General features: G+C 69.3%; 4 protein-coding genes. All 4 read right to left on the reverse strand.

What is annotated here, in order from left to right:
- A partial coding sequence (locus tag MKK63_RS11880; protein WP_409564506.1) for a hypothetical protein occupies nucleotides 1–279 on the reverse strand: 279 nt, incomplete at its 3' end.
- Between the two features lie 69 nt (nucleotides 280–348).
- Entirely contained in the window at nucleotides 349–1,173 is an 825-nt protein-coding gene (locus MKK63_RS11885) for a hypothetical protein (protein ID WP_244001887.1), read from the reverse strand.
- Between the two features lie 58 nt (nucleotides 1,174–1,231).
- A complete protein-coding gene (locus MKK63_RS11890; protein WP_244001889.1) occupies nucleotides 1,232–1,513 on the reverse strand; it encodes a hypothetical protein in 282 nt (93 codons plus the stop codon).
- An 82-nt stretch (nucleotides 1,514–1,595) separates the two neighbouring features.
- Entirely contained in the window at nucleotides 1,596–2,423 is an 828-nt protein-coding gene (locus tag MKK63_RS11895; protein WP_244001891.1) for a hypothetical protein, read from the reverse strand.
- Between the last annotated feature and the right edge of the window lie 50 nt (nucleotides 2,424–2,473).

Raw genomic sequence — 2,473 nt, forward strand, 5'->3', positions numbered from 1 at the left:
CGCGGCCTTCACCCATTCCGTGGTCCAGAGCGTGAGGCTGTCGCCGATGCGCAGGGCCGCATACTCGGTCTCGGACAGGCTCGTGAGGCGGTCGAACTCGCTGCGCGCCCTGTCCCACGCCGCGATAGCCTCATCCGAACCGGGCGCGGGCAGCGGGGTCTGCGCCGCAGGTTGAGCCGTGAGGTTGAGGAGGTCGGATTTCAGGGCAGCCGCACGGCGCTTGAGCGACGGAGTAGCATCGGCGCGGCGGAACGGATTGGACAACTTGAGAGCGGGCACGGGCGGCCTCCAAGGATCAGAGGATAACAGGAGGCGCGGCGGGGTGAGCGCCGCGCGGTGGCGGCGTGCTCAGTCGTCGGCGCGCGGGGCGGGTAGCGTGACGCCACTGATTGAGGCGGCAGCCTGCACCAGCGTCGTCCAGCCGGGGTGCATCGTGTGCCAGCCGCTACCTCGGCTGACGTACCGAACCTTGATCGCCAGCCCCTCAGGCGTCGTCGCCGGCAGTTCTCCGACGCAAATAGAAGCGGCTGTACGGGCCTCTTCGGCGGCCTGTTTCGCCTCGCGCAGTTCACGGCACCGGAACCGGGCTTCCAGCGCGCTGTAGCGCTCGTCATAGGCATCGGCGACCGGCAATAAGTCCCGCCAGCGACGGATCCTGTTAGGGGTCTGACCACCGCGCCCGAACACCTTCACGGCGCCGGTGATAGCCTTCCGCAGACCCGCGCCCATCCAGAACTGGTCCGGCTGACCGCCCTCATTGTCAGGCCAACGGATACGAGTTGCGACATGGCCGAGAGGGTAGTGCAGCCCGCTTGTGAACCTGCGCTTCTCGCTCGGGGTCAGGCGCAGCACTTCGGGGATCGGGGGGCGAACGTACCGGAGGGCACGCCACGCGTCGCTGTTCGCTTCGGTGGCAGCGACATAAGCTGCATCCGCCTGCTGGTACTTGTCCCAGGCGGCAAGCAGCTCGGCGTCGGGGTGCTGCTGAGCGGGTACCGCAGTGACAGGCGCGGCCAGCGCCGGTAGCGGGACGGCAGCAGCGAGCGACCCCGCGACGATGGCACGCCGGTTGGGGCTACTAAAGGCATCGCGCAGCTCGTCAGCGCGCTCCCGCAAACTCAGGGGCCCGGGATCGCGGCGGATCAGCTTCTGCAGGGTGGTGCGTAGGGACATTGCGGGATCCTCAGATGAGGGGCGCGGGCAGCCGGCCCGCTCGGGTTGCGGGGCGGGCTCAGAGCAGGGTGGCGAGACCGGTCAGGACCATGCCGCCGCCAATGATCGCGACCGCGGCCAGCAGCTCGCCGGCCGTGTCGAGGAAGCGCAGGGACCGGCTGTGCGCGGTGTCCGGCCGGACGGGTGCTACGGCCTGCCAGGGCTCGATCTCGCCGGGCACGGGCTCGTTCGGCAGGTTCAGGTAGCGGCCATCGGCCGAGAACCGGCGGCGGCCGGTGCGAGGGCTGTCGCTGCGGGCTGGGACAGGCTGGCTGAAATTCGGGATGCGGGCATACGACATCTTTCGCGCTCCTGATGGGGCTCGTGGGGGTCGGCTTGGTGGTGAAGGGATGCGGCTCAGTACGTCTGGCGTACCGAGTGGGTCAGGTGGCGGGCGGCGCCATGCCTGAATTCAGGGCCCATGCGGGATGATCGCCGTCGGGGCCGTAGAGGTCGGGGAACAGCACCCATAGGCGCTGCTCGATGCGGGTCAGCAGGTCGCTGCCGGTATCCATCGCGTCGCCGCATAGGGCGTCGTCGTAGAAGCGATCTGCATCCCCGTGCATGTCACCGGAGACGTACTCGGCCAGCACCATGCCGATGACAGCCGCGCCGATCTCGGCCTGCGTGGCGGGCGAGAGCAGATGCCACGCCTCGGCGGGGGTGAACGGCAGGGGCATGCGAGCCCAGAGCTCGGCATGGCCGGGAAGGCGGGCGGTGCTGTCGCCGCGGAGGTCACTGCGAACGTTTGCAGTGACGGCGGGGGCGGCTTCACTGTCAGAAGTTACAGTGACAGCGGCGGCGAGGAGGCCGGCGGCCAGCGCGGTTCGGAGGAAGTAGCGGCGACCGGCGTCGGCCTGCTGCTGCTGAGCCTGTTGGGGCACGGAAGCGACAAGCTGGCCATCGTGGTTGCGGCGCTCGCAATAGGTGACAGCCTCGCGATGTCGGCGCTTGGCCTCGGCGATCTCGTCGGCGCTGGCGATGAAGGCGCAGCCGCACCGGATGTAGCGACCCGTCTCCGCGACGAACGCATCCTCGATCTGCTCGTAGTATGCGAGCGGATCGGACAGGATGCTGTGCATCTCGTCGATGGTGGCGTAGCGGTCGCCAGACAGGGCGCGAGCGGCGCGATGGATGCCGCGGGCGATTTCCTCGTAGCGGCGGCGATGGCGCTGGCCGGTCGCGGTGTAGGAGCGGAGATCCTGGGGCATGGGCGCGGCTCCTCAGTGCGCAGCGGCGCGGTGGGCGGCCTTGGCAACCT

Origin of the sequence: Methylobacterium sp. J-088 (genome assembly GCF_022829295.1) — a bacterium.
In the GTDB taxonomy this organism is placed as follows: Bacteria; Pseudomonadota; Alphaproteobacteria; order Rhizobiales; family Beijerinckiaceae; genus Methylobacterium.

Excerpts from the sequence above, each read along its gene's own strand:
- MKK63_RS11890 (WP_244001889.1), bottom strand. The coding sequence starts at position 1,513 with ATGTCGTATGCCCGCATCCCGAATTTCAGCCAGCCTGTCCCAGCCCGC.
- MKK63_RS11885 (WP_244001887.1), bottom strand. The coding sequence starts at position 1,173 with ATGTCCCTACGCACCACCCTGCAGAAGCTGATCCGCCGCGATCCCGGG.
- MKK63_RS11895 (WP_244001891.1), bottom strand. The coding sequence starts at position 2,423 with ATGCCCCAGGATCTCCGCTCCTACACCGCGACCGGCCAGCGCCATCGC.